General features: G+C 63.0%; 15 protein-coding genes. 8 read left to right on the forward strand and 7 right to left on the reverse strand.

What is annotated here, in order from left to right:
• Positions 1 to 139 precede the first annotated feature (139 nt).
• Positions 140 to 748, forward strand: coding sequence for a TetR/AcrR family transcriptional regulator (locus ACJJV2_RS14600; RefSeq protein WP_405281919.1), 609 nt, complete (start codon positions 140 to 142; stop codon positions 746 to 748).
• A gap of 43 nt (positions 749 to 791) precedes the next feature.
• Here ACJJV2_RS14600 and ACJJV2_RS14605 read toward each other — a convergent pair whose 3' ends face one another.
• Positions 792 to 1,610: a hypothetical protein gene (locus ACJJV2_RS14605; protein WP_405281921.1), complete on the reverse strand. Its 819-nt coding sequence runs from the start codon at positions 1,608 to 1,610 to the stop codon at positions 792 to 794.
• Between the two features lie 244 nt (positions 1,611 to 1,854).
• Here ACJJV2_RS14605 and dusA point away from each other — a divergent pair, with 244 nt between their 5' ends.
• Both dusA and ACJJV2_RS14615 read left to right on the forward strand, forming a co-directional pair.
• Entirely contained in the window at positions 1,855 to 2,862 is a 1,008-nt protein-coding gene (gene dusA / locus ACJJV2_RS14610; RefSeq protein WP_052384479.1) for a tRNA dihydrouridine(20/20a) synthase DusA, read from the forward strand.
• A 455-nt stretch (positions 2,863 to 3,317) separates the two neighbouring features.
• Complete coding sequence (locus ACJJV2_RS14615) at positions 3,318 to 4,715, forward strand: peptide MFS transporter (RefSeq protein ID WP_405281923.1); 1,398 nt, start codon at positions 3,318 to 3,320, stop codon at positions 4,713 to 4,715.
• A gap of 124 nt (positions 4,716 to 4,839) precedes the next feature.
• On the opposite strand, the gene ACJJV2_RS14620 is transcribed toward ACJJV2_RS14615, so the two are convergent.
• Entirely contained in the window at positions 4,840 to 5,865 is a 1,026-nt protein-coding gene (locus ACJJV2_RS14620; RefSeq protein WP_405281924.1) for a succinylglutamate desuccinylase/aspartoacylase family protein, read from the reverse strand.
• 233 nt (positions 5,866 to 6,098) lie between these two features.
• Between ACJJV2_RS14620 and ACJJV2_RS14625 the strand changes: the two genes are divergently transcribed.
• From ACJJV2_RS14625 to ACJJV2_RS14640, 4 genes are all read left to right on the forward strand, one after another.
• Positions 6,099 to 6,869, forward strand: coding sequence for a sulfite exporter TauE/SafE family protein (locus ACJJV2_RS14625; RefSeq protein ID WP_405281926.1), 771 nt, complete (start codon positions 6,099 to 6,101; stop codon positions 6,867 to 6,869).
• A 115-nt stretch (positions 6,870 to 6,984) separates the two neighbouring features.
• Positions 6,985 to 7,326, forward strand: coding sequence for a DOPA 4,5-dioxygenase family protein (locus ACJJV2_RS14630; RefSeq protein ID WP_043333117.1), 342 nt, complete (start codon positions 6,985 to 6,987; stop codon positions 7,324 to 7,326).
• A 114-nt stretch (positions 7,327 to 7,440) separates the two neighbouring features.
• Positions 7,441 to 7,932: a CreA family protein gene (locus ACJJV2_RS14635; RefSeq protein ID WP_248380051.1), complete on the forward strand. Its 492-nt coding sequence runs from the start codon at positions 7,441 to 7,443 to the stop codon at positions 7,930 to 7,932.
• A gap of 191 nt (positions 7,933 to 8,123) precedes the next feature.
• Positions 8,124 to 8,615 carry a pyridoxamine 5'-phosphate oxidase family protein gene (locus ACJJV2_RS14640; protein ID WP_284726732.1) on the forward strand — a complete coding sequence of 164 codons (492 nt, stop codon included), beginning with the start codon at positions 8,124 to 8,126 and terminating at the stop codon, positions 8,613 to 8,615.
• A gap of 174 nt (positions 8,616 to 8,789) precedes the next feature.
• On the opposite strand, the gene adhP is transcribed toward ACJJV2_RS14640, so the two are convergent.
• Together adhP and ACJJV2_RS14650 are read right to left on the reverse strand one after the other, a co-directional pair.
• On the reverse strand, positions 8,790 to 9,818 hold the full coding sequence (gene adhP, locus ACJJV2_RS14645) for an alcohol dehydrogenase AdhP (protein ID WP_405281929.1): 1,029 nt from the start codon (positions 9,816 to 9,818) through the stop codon (positions 8,790 to 8,792).
• Positions 9,819 to 10,173: 355 nt separating this feature from the next.
• Positions 10,174 to 11,694, reverse strand: a complete 1,521-nt coding sequence (locus tag ACJJV2_RS14650) for an aldehyde dehydrogenase family protein (RefSeq protein ID WP_405281931.1) — start codon at positions 11,692 to 11,694, stop codon at positions 10,174 to 10,176.
• Positions 11,695 to 12,118: 424 nt separating this feature from the next.
• Between ACJJV2_RS14650 and ACJJV2_RS14655 the strand changes: the two genes are divergently transcribed.
• Complete coding sequence (locus ACJJV2_RS14655) at positions 12,119 to 12,922, forward strand: response regulator (protein ID WP_405281933.1); 804 nt, start codon at positions 12,119 to 12,121, stop codon at positions 12,920 to 12,922.
• 97 nt (positions 12,923 to 13,019) lie between these two features.
• Here the strand turns inward: ACJJV2_RS14655 and ACJJV2_RS14660 are convergent, their stop codons facing one another.
• The 3 genes from ACJJV2_RS14660 to nosP all read right to left on the reverse strand — a co-directional run bounded on the left by ACJJV2_RS14660 (position 13,020) and on the right by nosP (position 17,294).
• Positions 13,020 to 14,336 (reverse strand): Nramp family divalent metal transporter, encoded by a 1,317-nt coding sequence (locus ACJJV2_RS14660; RefSeq protein WP_240548686.1) that lies wholly within the window; start codon positions 14,334 to 14,336, stop codon positions 13,020 to 13,022.
• Positions 14,337 to 14,611: 275 nt separating this feature from the next.
• Complete coding sequence (locus ACJJV2_RS14665; RefSeq protein ID WP_405281935.1) at positions 14,612 to 16,114, reverse strand: hybrid sensor histidine kinase/response regulator; 1,503 nt, start codon at positions 16,112 to 16,114, stop codon at positions 14,612 to 14,614.
• Positions 16,104 to 17,294: a nitric oxide-sensing protein NosP gene (nosP, locus tag ACJJV2_RS14670; protein ID WP_405282240.1), complete on the reverse strand. Its 1,191-nt coding sequence runs from the start codon at positions 17,292 to 17,294 to the stop codon at positions 16,104 to 16,106. Before nosP ends, ACJJV2_RS14665 begins: the two co-directional genes overlap by 11 nt.
• Positions 17,295 to 17,396 lie beyond the last annotated feature (102 nt).

The following is a 17,396-nucleotide window of genomic DNA, read 5'->3' on the forward strand; positions in this document are numbered from 1 at the left end:
GGAACACACTAGCTGGATTTGAGCGATCATTCAAGTTAAACTTGAGTACTCACTCAACACCTTGCTCCTTGCAGACCGTCCGCTTCGCCATACTTAGCGAAGACAGGTGTCACTCGCGAGCCCCATCGTCAGGACAGCCATGCCACGCGCGACCTTGCACAACCGCCAGGATTCCCTCGAACGGGCGCTCAATCTCTTCTGGCAGAAGGGCTTTCATGCCACTTCGCTGAAGGATATCGAGCACGCGCTCGACATGCGTCCCGGCAGCATCTACGCCACCTTCGGCAGCAAGGATGGCCTCTTCCAGGAAGCGCTGGACTGCTACTCCGCGCGCAGTCTGCGCGAGATGGAAAGCCTGATGGCCAGCCACGACTCGCCATTGACCGCCCTCGCCACCTATATCCGCAAGCTCGGCGGGCTGCGCGACTGCGAGGTGCCGTCCCGCGCCTGCATGCTGGCCAAGAGCCTGCTGGAACTCGGCGAGCGTGAACAGGCCGCCCGCGACAAGGTCGAGACGCTGCTCGCCAACATGGAAGCCCGCTTCCGCCAGGCCTTCGCGGACGCCCGCGACACCGGTGAACTCATCGACCCCGAGCGCCCCGCGCACCAGCCGGAACGCCTCGGCCGCCGCCTGCAGGCCGAAGTCATGGGCCTGCGCGCCTACGCCCAGCGTGAAGGCGAAAGCGAAGCCGTCCGCCAGCTCGCCGAAGACATCGCCCAGGATATCGAGGCGCTGAGAGTGCACTAATAAATAAGGGCGATACACCAATCGCCCTTATTTATAAAACATTCTATTTATCATCGCAAAGTGTACATCTATCCAAACCCTCTAACATGATATACAGCTTGTCTTTGCTACTCCTTTTTAGCTCCCCGATAACTAATACATGCATTCCTTCAGGACTATTAGAATTAACAAGCCTGAATTTATCTTTAAACTTCGGATACATCTCGCCCACCACTAGAATACTTAGCTTATCTTTTTTTCCAGTGTTCAGCCATAGACTACCCTCTGAACCATCCCCGGTATCATATATCAACCCCCAAAACCCTAGCTTTTTATTTACAAAGCTGTCATCAACCACACTGAAATTCACGAAAAAATCTTTAATTGGCATTGAGATTTCTTGAGAAACTTCAACAACGGTTTCAGACCGCCTAAAATCATCCGAGGCAATAAGGTTCCGTAAAATAGTGCTGAGTCTTCTTCGGGAGTCTGCCGTTCTTCCGGCATTTTCACTTGTATACCTCATTCCTCGAGGATTAGCACTACCTTCAGGGCCTCCAGGAGCCACATTTGCACCCTCATGTGCGCCATACTGAAGGTCAAGAAGTATACGATTACCTGGATTAGTTAAAATACTCCTATCCTCAAGCTCCCCCTTTAACTCCTCAGTCTCAGGAGTAGCAAATTTACAATCTTTCGCATGGGGCCTTGCCCCAAAACAAGCTCCCTGTCCGCTAGTCGCGGCACGCTTAAAGTAAGCTTGATTACCACAGCCTGTGCATATAAGCGCTCGTCTTTTTTCAGCTAACTTCCCTGTTGGCAGCTCTGAAAACCTATCAACATAATAATTATTACCATCCAAAGTGCATTTAGCCACGTCCATGTCACTTCCTCCAATCAATAATCATATTAAAAACATCCAGAAATCCACCTAGATATCATTACCCCCTTCTTCTCACATTTACCTCCAACAGAAAAAAACCAATTTATAAGATTAAACTAAAACAAAACAATCGAATAAGATGACTATAGCTCACGATATAAATTCTTTCCTGCATTCATGGAATCAAAATGGTAAAATGCCCGCAAAAATCGCTCCCACACCAGCCGATATGACTGCCATGCCGATGACACCGATTGACCGCACCTTTTCCGTTGCGCCGATGATGGAATGGACGACCCGTGACTACCGCGCCTTCGCGCGCGTGTTGAGCCGTCGTACGCTGCTGTACACGGAGATGGTGACCACCGGGGCATTGCTGTTCAATCCGGACCGCGAGCGCTTCCTCGGTCACGACGAGACGGAGCATCCGCTGGCGCTGCAGCTGGGTGGCAGCGACCCGCAGGCGCTGGCCGAGTGTGCGGCGATCGCCGAGAGCTGGGGCTATGACGAGGTGAACCTGAATGTCGGCTGCCCGAGTGACCGTGTGCAGAACAACATGATCGGTGCCTGTCTGATGGGCCATCCGGAGCTGGTAGCCAAGTGCGTGGCGGCGATGCAGGCGCAGGTGAAGATTCCGGTGACGGTGAAGTGCCGCATCGGGATCGATGATCAGGATGAGGACGCCGATCTCGAGCGCTTCATCACCACCGTGGCCGATGCCGGCTGCGACACCTTCAGCGTGCATGCGCGCAAGGCGTGGCTGCAGGGCCTGTCGCCGAAGGAGAACCGCGATGTGCCGCCGCTGAACTATGGCCGCGTGCACCGCCTCAAGCAGGCGCACCCGTCATTGCATATCGGTATCAACGGCGGCCTGAAGCTGATGGACGAGCTGCACGAGCAGCTGGAGCACGTCGACAGCGTGATGGTCGGCCGTGAGGCGTACCACAACCCCTGGTTGCTGGCGACGGTGGACAGCGAGCTGTACGGCGAGGCCGAGAATCCGCACACCAGCCGCCACGATGCGCTGCGTGCCTTCCGCCCCTACATCGAGAAGCGTCTCGCCGAGGGCGTGCGCCTCAACCACATCAGCCGCCATCTGCTGGGGCTGTTCCAGGGTCAGCCGGGCGGTCGCCAGTTCCGCCGTCATGTCTCCGAGAACGCCCACAAGCCAGGCGCGGGCATCGAGGTCATCGATGACGCCATGGCGCGCGTGCCGGAGCACCGCCCTGAGGCACAGGTCGAACAGGCCTGATCGAGCTGGCCTGTTCGCGCCGCTTCTGCTCTCTTCTTCCCTCTCGCTTCTACCCTCTCTCTTGAGAGCAGCGCTTTCAAAAGACCGTCCCCCGACACCCGGCCCTCGCGCCGGGTGTCGTCGTCTCGGCAGTCAGCAAAGTGTCAGTGCTGTACTGGCAGGCGTGACACCTGACGCAACTCTGCGTCGCCATCTAAGCTAATAACCCCTTAAATACCAATAACATGCATGACTTTCGTTTGATTGTCTGACAAAGCCATCTCACGCAGAATGGCTGACCATACGGACAACAACCGGTCTCGACATCGTCACGCCATGCTCGCGTGAGGTCAGCCACACAACTGCTCCGTCATCGGCGATTCCTCCACAGTCCTCCTCTGCAGACCTGTGGGCCGGTCCATGCAGTCCCGTCATCCGGGCTGCGCTGCTTCTGCTGACACTTCCTTCGAGGTTCCATGTCCACACACTCCCCTACCGGAGCCAACAGCCGTGAGCTGTTCGGGCATCCGGCCGGACTCTATCTGCTGTTCTCCACGGAACTGTGGGAACGCTTCTCCTACTACGCCATGCGTGCCCTGCTGGTGCTCTATCTCACCGATGCCGTCACCAGTGGCGGTCTGGGCTGGAATCAGGGCGATGCCCTGCAGCTTTACGGCATCTTCACGGGCCTGGTGTACATCACGCCGATGTTCGGCGGAGCGCTGGCCGACAACTGGCTGGGCGCCCGCCGTGCGATCCTGATCGGGGGTCTGATCATGGCGGCCGGGCAATTCGTGCTCGCCGTGCCGCCGGCCATGAGCGGCCTCGACCCCGAGATGCTGCTGTATATCGGTCTCGGCCTGCTGATCGTCGGCAACGGCCTGTTCAAGCCCAACATCTCCACGATGGTCGGCGACCTCTATCAACAGGGCGATCACCGCCGTGATGGTGCCTTCACCATCTTCTACATGGGCATCAACATCGGTGCGCTGCTGTCGGGCATCGTCGCGGGCTCCATGGCCGAAGGCTATGGCTGGAACGCCGGCTTCCTGGTGGCTGGTATCGGCATGCTGCTTGCGGTCGCCATCCAGCTCATCTTCGCCCCGCGCCATCTGGGTGACCTGGGGGTCGAACCCAGCGCCCGCCGTGAGGCACGCCTGAGCAAGAGCAGCAACCGCAAGACACCGCTGAGCCGCGAAGAGCGTGACCGCATCAAGGTCATCATGGTGCTGGGCCTGTTCACCATTCTGTTCTGGGCCGGTTTCGAGCAGGGCGGCGGCCTGATGGCGCTGTATGCGCAGGACTACACCGACCGCATGCTGATGGGCTTTGAAGTGCCGGCGGCCTGGTTCCAGTCGCTCAATCCGCTGTTCATCATCCTGCTCTCGCCGCTGCTGGCGGGTCTGTGGACACGCATGGACAACCGCGAGCCCAGCTCGCCGGTCAAGTTCGCCTTCGGCCTGATCGCCCTCGGCATCGGCTTCGTGTGCATGATCGGCGCGGTGCTGGAGCAGAAAGCCGCAGGCAGCGCCTCGATGATGTGGCTGGTCGGCGCCTTCTTCTTCCACACTCTCGGCGAGCTGTGCCTGTCGCCGGTGGGGCTGTCGATGGTCACCAAGCTGTCACCGGTGCGCATGGGCGCGCTGATGATGGGTGCCTGGTTCGCCTTCGTGGCGCTGGCCAACTATCTGGCCGGCATGATCGGCTCGCTGGTCGGCGAAGCCGGTGCCATGAGCGTGTTCGGTGGCATCGCCATCACCGGCGTGCTCGGCGGCCTGCTGTTGCTGGTGTTCGCCGGCAAGCTGGTGGACTGGATGCACGGCGCGGAAGCGCGTCATGACGGCCCGCTCGAGACCCAGACCAGCCACGGCTGAGTGCTCCGTGACTGTCGGTTTCGACCCCACGAGATTCTCTGCTGCAACGCAAACGCCCCGCTCAATGAGCGGGGCGTTTGCGTTATCACTGCCAGCAACAGGGCCGTAAAGGGGCGTGATGCGCCTAGATGGAATCCGGCACGAACAGCTGCTGGAAGTTGTCGACGGCGCTCTCGGCATCGTCGATCGCATGGAAGCGCGCCACGTGATAGAGCGCCTCGCCCTCATTGGCCAGCGGCAGATTGGCCATGCCGATGATGATGCCATCCGCGGGTGACAACACCTCGCTTTCGCTGTTGCCGAAGGGGTCGGCGACGATGCCCAGCACCTGATGCTTCTCGACGCGGTCCCCCAGGCCCACGCGGCTCTGGACGATGCCATCGATGGAGGCCCGCGCCCAGCTGGAGCCGTTGGACATCTCCACCGCACGTGAACTGGGCTTGCGGTCGCGGTCCTTGGCCAGCATGCCGATGGAGCGCATCACGCGCTTCACGCCGCTGACACCCGGGCGAATCGCCCACTCATCGAAGCGCAGCGCCTCACCGGCCTCATAGGTGATGACCGGCACGCCGCGCTCGCTGGCATAGGCGCGCAGACTGCCCTCGCGCAGCTCGGCATTCAGCAGCACCGGCGCACCGAAGGCGTCCGCCATATGACGCGTGGCATCGCTGCCGGTCATGGTGGCGCGGATCTGCGGCAGGTTGGTGCGATGAATCGCGCCGGTGTGCAGGTCGATGATGTGGGTGGCCTGATCGGCGATCTGCTCACGGAACAGCGCCGCCACCCGCGAGCCCAGCGAGCCGCTCTCGCTGCCCGGGAAGCAGCGGTTGAGGTCACGGCGGTCCGGCAGGTAGCGCGTGTGCTGCACGAAACCGAACACGTTGACGATGGGCACCGCGATCAGGGTGCCGCGCAGCCGCGCGAGGCTGGAACTCTTGAGCAGCCGCCGCACGATCTCGACGCCGTTGATCTCGTCACCGTGGATGGCACCGCACACCAACAGTACCGGGCCGGGCTGGCGGCCATGCACCACCTCGACGGGGATGTGCAGCGGCGCATGGGTGTAGAGCTTGGCGACAGGCACATCGACCTGGGCCCGCGTTCCCGGCGCGATGCGGGTACCGCTGATTTCAAATGGAGCGCGTGACATCGCCACCTCAGAGATTGTTCGACCAACGAGCGGCAGGCACTACGACATGCCCGCCAGATCAGGCTACTCGCCCAGTGTCTCGAAAGAAAACACTGTGCGACATGCGCCTTTTAGCGCATTGGTGCGCCAAGGGAAAGACTTCATTGCAGCGTGTCGGGATGAAGCGCGGGCAGAATTGTTCAACAATGGGCCTTCACGACTCACCTTGCCCGCCCTCTCGACATGAGATGCCCGTGACCGATCTTCTCGATGCCCTGCTGACACTGCCCGATTACTCTGCGCTGGCCTGGAGCGCGATCGTCTTCTCGACCTACCTGACCGGCATCTCCAAGGGCGGCTTCGCCGGAGGCTTCGGCTCGCTCTCGGTGCCGCTGATGGCGCTGGCCATCGGGCCGCTGGAAGCCGCCGGTATCCTGCTGCCGCTGTTGCTGGTGATGGACTTCCTGAGCTCCCGCGCCTGGTGGGGCAAGCAGCTGTGGTCGGAGGTGCGCATCATCCTGCCCAGCGCCGCCATCGGCATCGCGGTGGGCGTGGTGCTGTTCGATGAGCTGGACGAGAACATGATTCGCGGCCTGCTGGGCGTCATCTCGCTGCTGTTCGCCGCCTATATGCTGTTCAAGCCCACTGCCAGGAAACCGCTGCCCCGCTGGCTGGCCATTCCTGCCGGGGCCACCGCCGGCTTCACCAGCTTCTTCGCCCACGCCGGCGCCCCGCCCTACAACCTGTACATGATTCCGCGCCAGCACCCCAAGGAGACCTTCATCGCCACCACGGTGATCATCTTCGCTGGCATGAACCTGATGAAGCTGGGCCCCTACGTGGCGCTGGGCGAGATCAACCTCACCAGCCTCTCCACCTCGCTGCTGCTGGTGCCGGTGGCCTGGGCGGGGGTCAGAAGCGGCCTGTGGCTGCAATCCCGCGTCAACGAGAAGTTGTTCTTCCGCCTGATCATCATCGCGATGGCGCTGGTGGGTGTGCAGCTGATCTACAAGGCCTGGGGCTGAGAACCGCAAGGCCCATCACGCCCTGACGGCCACTGCCGCCAGCCATTGAAAACTCCCGCCACGGCCCTTGAGTCCGAGCGCTGGAAGCCCCCTTGAGAACGATCGAGACAATGCCATGACACACCACATCAGCTACTACCACGCCCATCTCTATTACACCGATGAGCAGAGCCTGGCCGCCGCTCGCGAACTGGCGGCTCAGGCCGAGCAGCGCTTCACGCTGCGCGTCGGGCGCTTCCACCAGCAGCCGGTCGGCCCGCACCCGCTGTGGAGCTGTCAGCTGTCCTTCCTGCCTGAGGAATTCGGGCGCATCATCCCGTGGCTGGCACTCAACCGTGGCTCGCTGGACATCTTCGTGCACGCCGGCACCGGCGATGACCTCTTCGATCACACCCAGGGCGTGATGTGGCTGGGCAACTCGCATACGCTGAATCTCGCTGCCTTCGCCAGCGAGTGAGACCGCGGCAAGCATTGAGCCCGCGGCAAGCATTGAGACCAGGACAATGGTTGACGCCCACCGCGGGTCTGACACGCTATCATCGCCTGACACCACTGACTCAAGGATGCCCCCATGACGCGACTGCGCCGCCTTCCCTCTCGTGCTGCCCTGCTGGGTGTGATCGCCTCAGGCCTGCTGTTGGCCGGCTGTGATGACAACGAGGTCGGGGATGTCTCGCTGGGCCTGTTCACCACCAAGGACATCAAGATCGAGAGCCTGATCGACCCCAAGGTGCCGGGCGTGACCTGCCACCTGAGCAACATCGAGGCGGACCTCGACTTCTCCGATCCCTCCGACATGAGCATCGCCTGCCGCCAGACCGGCCCGATCACGGCGGAGATGATCGCCGACATCGACACCTCCAAGAGTGGCGAGGAGGTCTATCGCAAATCCAAGAGCGTGCTGCTCAAGAGCCTCAAGATTCGCCGCATTCTGGATCGCGACTCCCAGAGCCTGCTCTATATCGCCTACAGCACCAAGGAAACCAGCGGCAGCTTCAAGCATGCACTGAGCAGCGTGCCGCTGTGGGGCAGCGACGCCTGGCAGGCACCGGCAGCGCAGTGAGTCGCCTCGGCGCCTGAATCAAGCACCGATTGATCAAGCGCTGACTCATCAAGCTCTGACTAAACAAGATCTGACTCATCAAGCGAAAGCTTCACCATCATCCCTTGAAGTTGTGGGCTGTCGCTCCAAGGTCTTGTGCAACGGCTAGCCAGCCGGATTTTCATTCGCATGACGCAAAGGAGTGACACACGATGTCGAGCCCGGAGCACAAGCAGAAGATCTGGAAGCTGATCAAGGATGTGAAGGTCGGCATGTTGGTGACGCAAGGCGATGGCGTGCCCCACGCCCGCCCGATGCATCTGGTGCAGGATGACTACGACGGCACCCTGTGGTTCTTCACCCGCGCCAGCGCCGAGAAGGTGTTCGAGGCCAGGAAGGACAGCGAGGTCTGCCTGAGCTTTTCCGATCAGGATGATGGCGTCTACGTGTCGCTGAGCGGTCATGCCAATCTGCACCGCGATCAGGGCCTGATCGACAAGTTCTGGAACCCGTTCGTGGCCGCCTGGTTCCCGGAAGGCAAGGATGACCCCGACGTCACCCTGCTGGAGATCTCGGTGCAATCCGGTGAGCACTGGAAGGCCAAGGAGAGCAAGGCCTATCAGCTCTACGAGGTGGCGCGTGCCAACCTCGACAAGGACCACACCCCGGACATGGGCGAGAACGAGAAATTCGGCACGGTGTAAGCAGAAGCCCGAGCTCGTCATGGAGAGCTCTTTGCAGTGCCCGCGTGAGAGTCAACGCACACGGCCATGCCAGACACGACAACGCCAGCCCGAGGGCTGGCGTTGTCGTGTCTGGCAGCCTGCCGTTTCCAGCAGACCTGTCATCGGTGGTGAGGATTCAGGCCAACGAACGCCTCAGGCCTTCATGTCGAGCACGATACGCCCCTCGATCTTGCCGTCGATCATGCGTCCGAAGATGTCGTTGATATCCTCGAGCCTGCCGGTCTGCACGGTGGCAGCGACCTTGCCTTCCGCGGCGAAGTCCAGCGCCTCCTGCAGGTCCTGACGCGTGCCGACGATGGAGCCACGCACCGTGATGCCATTGAGCACGGTGGAGAAGATCGGCAGCGGGAAGTCGCCCGGCGGCAGGCCGTTTAGCACCAGGGTGCCGCCACGGCGCAGCATGTTCTGGGCCTGATCGAAGGCCTTGGGCGACACCGCCGTCACCAGCGCCCCATGCGCGCCGCCGATGTCGCGCTTGATGACGCTCGCCGGGTCTTCCTTCATGGCATTGACGGTCACGGTCGCGCCCAGACGGCGGGCCAGTTCCAGCTTGGCATCATCCACATCCACCGCCGCCACGTTCAGGCCCATGGCGCGTGCATACTGCACCGCCATGTGTCCCAGCCCGCCGATGCCCGAGATCACCACCCACTGGCCGGGGCGGGTGTCGGTCATCTTGAGGCCCTTGTAGACCGTGACCCCGGCGCACAGCACCGGCGCGATCTCCACGAAGCCCACGCTGTCCGGCAGGCGGCCGACGTAGCCTGCATCCGCCAGCGTGAACTGGGCAAAGCCGCCATTCACCGAGTAGCCGGTATTCTGCTGGCTCTCGCACAGCGTCTCCCAGCCGCCCAGGCAATGCTCGCAGTGGCCGCAGGCCGAGTAGAGCCAGGGCACCCCGACACGGTCGCCTTCCTTGACGTGGGTGACACCCTCGCCCACCGCCGCGATGGTGCCGACGCCTTCATGGCCGGGAATGAACGGCGGATTGGGTTTCACCGGCCAGTCGCCATGCGCGGCGTGCAGGTCGGTATGACAGACCCCGGAGGCGGCGACATCGACCAGAATTTCGCCACGCCCCGGTCGCGGCACCGCGACCTCCTCGATCACCAGCGGTGCACCGAATTCACGTACCACGGCGGCTTTCATGCTGTTATCCATGACGTACTCCTCATCCATTGAAGACTGACGAACATTCAAGAAAGACGGACATTCAAGACAGACGAACCAGCAGAGTTGCAGCGGAGAGTTGCGCCGGTGAGTGTGGGCTTGCGCCTGCATGCGCCAGCGCCCATGCCAGCGTTTTTTCCAGCACCCAGGCCAGCGCCCATGCCAGCGTTTTTCCAGCGCCCGAGCCAGTGCAAAGCTTGCCTCTCCATTGAAACCAGACGCAGCGCTCCCTGCCCTGCGCCAGATCAAGCAATCGGATCTGGCGCGGGCATCGATGTCATTTTCTCAAGCAAGAATCGCGGGAGGCGTGCAGCACCACCAGTCGCGGTGGCGCTGCCAGACAGGCCTAGAAGAAGCCGAGCGGATTGATGTCGTAGCTGACCAGCAGGTTCTTGGTCTGCTGGTAGTGCTCCAGTGCCATCTTGTGGGTCTCGCGACCGACACCGGATTTCTTGTAGCCACCGAAGGCGGCATGGGCGGGATACTGGTGGTAGCAGTTGGTCCACACGCGACCGGCCTGGATGCCACGACCCATGCGGAAGGCGACGTTCATGTCGCGGCTCCAGACACCGGCGCCGAGACCGAATTCGGTGTCATTGGCGATGGCCAGCGCCTCGGCCTCGTCACGGAAGGTGGTGACGGCCACCACCGGCCCGAAGATCTCCTCCTGGAAGACACGCATCGAGTTGTTGCCCTTGAGCAGGGTCGGCTGGATGTAATAGCCGTTGGCCAGCTCGTTCTCCAGCTGCTCGCTGCCGCCGCCGGTGAGCACCTCGGCGCCTTCCTCGCGGGCGACATCCATGTAGGACATGATCTTGTCGAACTGCTCGCGGGAAGCCTGGGCGCCGACCTGTACGTCGGTGTCCAGCGGGTTGCCGCGCTTGATGGTCTTCACGCGCTCCATCACCCGGGCCATGAAGTCGTCGTAGATACTTTCCTGGATCAGGGCGCGTGACGGGCAGGTGCATACCTCGCCCTGATTGAAGAACGCCAGCACCAGGCCTTCGGCGGCCTTGTCGATGAACTCGGGTTCGGCATTCATGATGTCGGCGAAGTAGATGTTGGGCGACTTGCCGCCCAGCTCCACCGTAGAGGGGATGATGCTGTCGGCGGCGCACTTGAGAATGTGCGAGCCCACGGGAGTGGAGCCGGTGAAGGCGATCTTGGCGATGCGCTTGCTGGTGGCCAGCGCCTGACCGGCCTCGGCCCCGTAGCCGTTGACGATGTTGAGCACGCCCGCCGGCAGCAGGTCATTGATCAGCTCCGCGAGCACCAGAATCGAGGCCGGGGTCTGTTCCGCCGGCTTGAGCACCACGCAGTTGCCGGCCGCCAGCGCCGGGCCGAGCTTCCAGGCTGCCATCAGGATCGGGAAGTTCCACGGGATGATCTGCCCGACCACACCCAGCGGCTCATGGAAGTGATAGGAGACGGTATTGGCATCGATATCCGCCGCGGTGCCTTCCTGGGAGCGCAGGCAACCGGCGAAGTAACGGAAGTGGTCCGCCGCCAGAGGAATATCGGCGTTCAGCGTCTCGCGCACCGCCTTGCCGTTGTCCCAGGTCTCGGCGACGGCCAGCATCTCGAGGTTCTGCTCGATGCGATCCGCGATCTTGAGCAGGATGTTGGAGCGCTCCTGCACCGAGGTCTTGCCCCAGGCAGCAGCTGCCTTGTGGGCGGCGTCCAGCGCGAGGTCGATATCCTCCGCACTCGAACGCGGGATACGGCAGAAGGCCTCGCCCGTCACCGGGCTGACATTGTCGAAGTACTCACCCTTCACCGGCTCGACGAAGCGACCGCCGATATAGTTGCCGTAGATATCCTTGAACGTGACCAGCGCATCGGCGCTGCCCGGGGAGGCGTAGATCATGGCGAACTCCTGTTGGCCGGATTCACGAGTGGCGCTCGTGATCGACGGCCTGTTGTTGTCGTTGTTGCGCAGTCGTTGTCGTTACTGAGAAGTCGTTGTCGCTGCTGAGAAGTCGTTGTCGTGTCAGCGAAACGCCTAGGTTGGCTCTACTTCAGTGGCCCCGTTGGCGCTGACTCGCTGCCCGATCCATCAAGCGGTACTTGATCAGGCGACTCTCACAGTCTTGACCACCGACGCCAATCGCGACATGCCCCCATGGGCGGAGACCGTCTCATCCCTTGGGAGGAGAAAAGCGAGGAGAAACGAACACCGCCATACCGCGAAGGCCGCAAGGCACGACACCACGCCATGACGTTATGCTCAGGCTAGCCATGAACAGAAAAGCCTTGATCAGGATATCGCCCGCCACCGACCAGGAGCCTCCATGTACCGTCTGTTGATCGCGGATGACCATCCGCTGTTCCGTGATGCCATCAGTCGTACCCTGAGTCTGAGCGTCGCTGACGCCCCGGCACCGCCCTACGAGCTGCTGCAGGCCGCCAGTCTCGCCGAGACGCTCAGCCTCATCGACGCGCATGCCGATAGCCTCGACCTGCTACTGCTGGATCTCGACCTGCCCGACAGCCACGGCCTGGAAGGCCTGATTCGCTTGCGCCAGGAGGCAGACTGGCTGCCGGTGGCGATTCTCTCCGCCCACGAGGCACGCGAGACGGTGCTGGAGGCGTTGGCACTCGGCGCGGTGGGCTATCTCTCCAAGTCGAGCTCGGCGGAGGTATTGCGCGAGGCGCTCGCGCGCATGCTGGCCGGTGAGGTCTATGTGCCCGCTCGGCTGATGCGCGCCGCCCCGCGCCCGGCGCTGGCGAGCCAGGCGGCTTCCTCCTCAGCCTCAGTATCGGCCTCAGCACCAGTCCCATCGCCAGCGCCTCAACTCGCGCCGAGCCTCAGCAAGGCGGAATTCGCGCAGCGCTGGCAGACCCTCACCACCAAGCAGCGCGGCGTGCTGGAGCGCATGGTGCTGGGCGAATCCAACAAGATGATCGCCTGGCAGCTGGGCGTGGCGGAGACCACCGTCAAATCGCATGTCTCCGCCATCCTGCACAAGCTGGGGGTCGCCAGCCGGGTACAGGCGATCCTGCTGGCCAGCCACGCCCTGCCTGCCATGTCAGGCGCGAGTGCGCCCCCTGCCGCCCCACAACGCGCAACGCCCCGCCGGGGCGCTCACGAATGAGGCACACAGCGGGGCGTTGCGAGGGCCTGCCACCAGCAGGCCTTTTGGAACTCACCAAGGCCATAGGGCCTGAAGCATAGAACAGAGGGTGCGGGGCCTACATCAGCTCGCCGACCAGCACATAGCCATTGAGCAGGATGATGATCGCCGCGACCAGCACCCCGATGGCCGTCACCCAGTGACGATTGACCAGGTCTCCCATCAGGCGGCGGTTGGCGGTGAACATCAACAGCGGCACCAGCGCGAAGGGAATCCCGAAGCTGAGTACCACTTGGCTTGCGACCAGCACCTGCTGCTCCGGCAGCTCCATCAGGATGATGGCGATGGCCGGCGCCATGGTGATCACGCGGCGCAGCCACATCGGAATGCGGAAGTTGACGAAGCCCTGCATCACCACCTGACCGGACAGGGTGCCGACGATGGATGAGGACAGCCCCGCCAGCAGCAGCGTGAAGCCGAAGATGAGACTCGCCGCATCCTGGCCCATCAGCGGTGACAGCAGCTTGTAGCTCTCGGTGATGGAGGCCACGCCGGTCTCGCCGTTGCCGTGGAAGACCTTGGCGGCCAGCACCAGCATCGCCATGTTGATCAAGCCGGCCAGCGCCATGCCGATGATGACATCCAGCCGGTAGTAGCCCATCACGCGACGACGCTGACCGCTGTCACGCACCCGGATGCGATTCTGGGACAGCGCGGAGTGCAGGTAGATGACGTGGGGCATCACGGTGGCACCGAGGATGCCCGCCGCCAGGAAGATGGCGTGGCTATCCGGGAAGTTCGGCGACAGCAGACCGTAGATGATCGGCTCCACCGGTGGGCGACTGAGAATGATCTCGAGCAGGAAGCCCGCCGAGACCGCCAGAATCATCGCGCCGATGATCATTTCCATCATGCGGAAGCCGAAACGCTGCATCACCAGCACCGCATAGGTGATGGCGCCGGTCAGCAGCGCCCCTTCCAGCATGCTGAGCCCGAACAGCAGATTGAAGGCCAGCGCCGCCCCCAGGAATTCGGCCAGATCGGTGGCGATGGCGACGATCTCCGCCTGCACCCAGAAGGCCCACACCACCGGACGCGGGAAGCGTTCACGGATGACCTCAGCCAGATTCTTGCCGGTCGCCAGCCCCAGCCGCGCGGACAGGGTCTGGATCAACATCGCCATCAGATTGGCCCACAGCACCACCCACAGCAGGGTGTAGCCATAGCGGGAGCCGGCCTCGATGTTGGTCGCGAAGTTGCCCGGGTCGATATAGGCGACGGCGGCGATCATCGCCGGGCCGAGGAATGGCAAGGCGCGGCGCAGGCGGCCAGCGAGACGGACAGGGGAAGCTGTGTGCGCACCCCCGGCAGCAGAGGCGTCGCCTTCGCTGCCCAGTGACATGCTTGCGGCATGACGTACGGATTTATCGGACATGACATTCAGCATGGGGGGAAAACCTGCCAGATCAATGACCCGCGAACAGATAAAGAAATATGCGGGAGGCTATGTGACCAGCATACATGCCGAATACGATTAATTCTCATTAAAAATAAGCGTGGTGCCCGATAGGCTCCTTCAATCACCCCCGTGACGGACGCCTATTTGCCATTGTCTTTGCCTTCCCCCCTTTCCAGTTTCTTCTTGAGGCCCTTTTCCAGCTCCTTTTCCCTCCCCCCTTCCTGCATCACTTCCAGCACTTCTGCGCGCGGCTAGCGACGATTGACCAGCAACTGGCGCAGGCGCAGCGGCTTGACCGGCTTGAGCAGAAACCCGAACCCGAGCGCACGCGCCCTGGCCTTGAGCGGCGCCGAGTGGTCCGCGCTGATCACCACCACCGGCAAGCCCGGCCAGCGTTGCCGCAGGCGTTGCGCCTGCTCCAGGCCGTCGGGCTGCCCTTCCCCAAGCTGATGATCGACGATCAAGACCTGCGGCGCGGCCACGGCCTGCTGCAACAGCACCTCGGCATCATCGGCGCAGTAAACACTCGCGCCCCAGCCCCCGAGCAATGACTGCATGCCGGCACACACCTCCCGATCATCCTCGACCACCCAGATAACGGTATCGAGCAGCGGCTGCGCGAGCGGTGACGCACAAGGCTGGCCAGTAGAAGAGGCATCAGCCGCCGAGCCCACCATACTGGCAGGCTGACGAATCGGCACGCGGACCGCGAAGGCGGCGCCGCGCCCCGGCGTGCTGGTCAACGACAGGGGATGCTCCAGCAAGCCGGTGATGCGCTTGACGATCGCCAGCCCCAGCCCGAGGCCGCGCTGCTCGTTGTCCTGGCGCGGCGCCAGGCGTCGGAATTCCTGGAAGACCACCTCGCGCTGATGCTCGGCGATGCCGGGGCCGTTGTCGGCCACGGTGATCTCCAGCCAGTCACCGCGGCGCCGACACCCCAGCAGCACTCGCCCGCGCGTCGAGCCATCCGGCACATGACGCAGCGCATTGCTCAGGAAGTTGCGCACCACTCGCGCCAGCAATTGCAGGTCCGACTCGATGCTCAGATGACTGGCCACGTAATGCAGCTCGAGCCCACGGGCAGCGCCCAGCTGACGATATTCCTCGGCGAGCACATCGAGCAGTTCACGCACCGGGAAGACGGCGACATCCGCCGTCAGCACGCCGGCATCCAGCCGCGAGATATCGACCAGCGTGCCCAGCAGACTCTCGACATCTGCCAGCGAGCGCCCCAGCCGCGCCACCAGCTCGCCGGGCGTGGAGACGCCCTGCGAAGCATCATTCGGCATGACGTCAGAAATGGCATCGCCTGGCAGGGAAGCATCCAGCGCCAGCCGCGCCAGTTGCTCTTCCAGGGCGCTGGCGAATAGCCGGGCGGCATTCAGGGGTTGCAGCAGGTCATGGCTGATGGCGGCGAGAAAGCGGGTCTTGGAGTGATTGGCCGCCTCGGCGGCGGCCTTGGCGGCGGTGAGGCGTCGATTGAGTGCCCCCAGCTCATCGAGGGTGCGATGCAGGGCATCGGTGCGCTCACGCACCTGATCCGCCAGCAGCACCGCATGCTCGAAGGCGGCGTAGGGCGCGCTCGGTGAAGGGCTGCTGGATTCGACCCGCTCGATCAGCGCGGCGTTGATCTTCTCCAGCTGGCGATTGCGCGCCTTGAGGGCGGCGAGTTCGGCGCTTTGAGCGTCCGTCTGAGTCAGAGCGTCCGGCTCGCTCAGAAAACCCTGCTCGGTCAGCGGCGTATCAGGCGACATCCTGTCCTCCCGTGCCGTCGGCAACCGAGCGGTGCTGGCCGATCACCACGCCGGTGAAGGTCTGGTTGATGTGCATGCCGTGGTGCTGCTCACCGTAGGTATTGAAGCCGATCACCCGGTGCCGCCTGAGCATGCGCGAGGCCTCACCCTCCAGCGCCAGCGCCTCGATCTCCATGCGCCGCAGGAAGCAGTCGCAGCCGATGGTCAGCGCAGGCGGCCCCAGGCGCGCCTCCACCTCGGCCAGTCGCTGCTCGAGCTGCTCGAGAATCGGCGTGGCCTGCATGGCGGTGAGCACGATGCCGGTCTCCACCGCGCAGTAGAAACTCAGGCTGGCATCGTCATTCACGCGCTGGATGGAGCGCACGTAATGCGCCTCGCCGATACGCACCGCCAGCGGGCAACGCGCGAAGACCGCCTCCTCCAGCGCTTCGGGGGCGACGCCGGCCAGCCGGGCGTACTCCTCGGCGGCGGGTTCGGCATTCAGCTCCAGCACGCGGCGCGAATCGCGATCCACCGCCGTCACCACCAGCTTGTCAGCCAGCGGCGTGAGGTGATGGGTGCTGATGACCTCGAACGGCAGCCGCGTATTGACCACCACCACGACCGCCGCCTGATCATGAAAGACGCCGTCGGCGTAGACATAGGTGTGCGACAGGCGATTGTCATCCCCGGCGGAGCCACCGAAGGCGGGGATGCTGCCCAGCGCCGCATCCAGCGTCGCCAGCACCTGCTCCTCGCTGCTCGAGAGCCCATCGAGCAGCGTCAGCGCGAAGCTGTTGCCCATCACCGGCGCCACGGCCTGCTCGCGACAACGCGCCAGCAGCTCGTCACTCAGCGCCTGGGCACGCGGAAGATCGAAACCGCTCAGATCATCGATCAGCACCTGCGCCAGCGCGAAGTCACTGCGCGCAAGGCCGATGGCGGTGATGGAGCCGCGCGCATAGCCCGCGGGCGTGATCTCGCCGGCGGTGGTGCAACCGCTCACCGGCACCTCGCCGAAGGTGGCGGCCAGCGCCTGGCCCAATGCCGCCAGCGGATAATCCGCCGAGCAGAAGAACAGCACCCCGCCGAGCCGCTCACGACTTCCCAGCGCCAGATCAAGCGTTCGGGCAAGCTCGGCCACTGCCGCCTGCGGGTCCTTGAGCTGACTGGCCGCCGTGGCCAGCGCCACGGCATGCATCTCGCTCTGTGGCTGCGCTCTTTCCTTCACGCGACTGCTGACGTCCATCATGTCCCCTCCTCCCGTCGAGCGCGGCGGAGCCGGAGATGACGATCATCCGTC

The organism is Cobetia sp. Ld8 (genome assembly GCF_045066615.1).
GTDB classification, from domain to species: domain Bacteria; phylum Pseudomonadota; class Gammaproteobacteria; order Pseudomonadales; family Halomonadaceae; genus Cobetia; species Cobetia amphilecti.

Bases quoted from the DNA above. Each gene is read 5' to 3' on its own strand.
- ACJJV2_RS14600 (WP_405281919.1), top strand. From the start codon at position 140: ATGCCACGCGCGACCTTGCACAACCGCCAGGATTCCCTCGAACGGGCG.
- ACJJV2_RS14605 (WP_405281921.1), bottom strand. From the start codon at position 1,610: ATGGACGTGGCTAAATGCACTTTGGATGGTAATAATTATTATGTTGAT.
- dusA (WP_052384479.1), top strand. From the start codon at position 1,855: ATGACACCGATTGACCGCACCTTTTCCGTTGCGCCGATGATGGAATGG.
- ACJJV2_RS14615 (WP_405281923.1), top strand. From the start codon at position 3,318: ATGTCCACACACTCCCCTACCGGAGCCAACAGCCGTGAGCTGTTCGGG.
- ACJJV2_RS14620 (WP_405281924.1), bottom strand. From the start codon at position 5,865: ATGTCACGCGCTCCATTTGAAATCAGCGGTACCCGCATCGCGCCGGGA.
- ACJJV2_RS14630 (WP_043333117.1), top strand. From the start codon at position 6,985: ATGACACACCACATCAGCTACTACCACGCCCATCTCTATTACACCGAT.
- ACJJV2_RS14635 (WP_248380051.1), top strand. From the start codon at position 7,441: ATGACGCGACTGCGCCGCCTTCCCTCTCGTGCTGCCCTGCTGGGTGTG.
- ACJJV2_RS14640 (WP_284726732.1), top strand. From the start codon at position 8,124: ATGTCGAGCCCGGAGCACAAGCAGAAGATCTGGAAGCTGATCAAGGAT.
- adhP (WP_405281929.1), bottom strand. From the start codon at position 9,818: ATGGATAACAGCATGAAAGCCGCCGTGGTACGTGAATTCGGTGCACCG.
- ACJJV2_RS14650 (WP_405281931.1), bottom strand. From the start codon at position 11,694: ATGATCTACGCCTCCCCGGGCAGCGCCGATGCGCTGGTCACGTTCAAG.
- ACJJV2_RS14655 (WP_405281933.1), top strand. From the start codon at position 12,119: ATGTACCGTCTGTTGATCGCGGATGACCATCCGCTGTTCCGTGATGCC.
- ACJJV2_RS14660 (WP_240548686.1), bottom strand. From the start codon at position 14,336: ATGTCCGATAAATCCGTACGTCATGCCGCAAGCATGTCACTGGGCAGC.
- ACJJV2_RS14665 (WP_405281935.1), bottom strand. From the start codon at position 16,114: ATGTCGCCTGATACGCCGCTGACCGAGCAGGGTTTTCTGAGCGAGCCG.
- nosP (WP_405282240.1), bottom strand. From the start codon at position 17,294: ATGCATGCCGTGGCGCTGGCCACGGCGGCCAGTCAGCTCAAGGACCCG.